The organism is Rhodoplanes roseus (assembly GCF_003258865.1).
Taxonomy (GTDB): Bacteria; Pseudomonadota; Alphaproteobacteria; order Rhizobiales; family Xanthobacteraceae; genus Rhodoplanes; species Rhodoplanes roseus.
This window is the reverse complement of sequence record NZ_NPEX01000790.1, coordinates 1-279: the sequence shown is the minus strand read 5'-3', so window position 1 is coordinate 279 and position 279 is coordinate 1. Positions and strand designations below refer to the sequence as shown.

The window sequence follows — 279 nt, the reverse complement described above, 5'->3', positions numbered from 1 at the left end:
ACTGAAGTGATTGTCGTCTCGCGGCACACCAATGTCGAGCGCAAGCGCTTCAACCTCGCCCATGAACTCGCTCACCGCATTATAATCGCCACCGGCAATGCCGCGCTGAAAAAGGAACCTTCTATGCACCGCTTCGCGGGAGCGTTCCTCATTCCGCGTGAGCATTTGGAAGGGGAAGCTGGCCGGAATCGGCATGGCATGACCTGGATCGAGATCATGCGGCTCAAGCGCACCTACGGCGTCTCGGCCGCAGCGATGCTTGTGCGCCTTAGCCAGGTT

Annotated in this window: 1 protein-coding gene; it reads left to right on the top strand. The window is 59.1% G+C overall.

The annotated features are described in order from the left end of the window. A partial coding sequence (locus CH341_RS32420) for an ImmA/IrrE family metallo-endopeptidase (protein ID WP_146604762.1) occupies window positions 1–279 on the top strand: 279 nt, incomplete at both ends.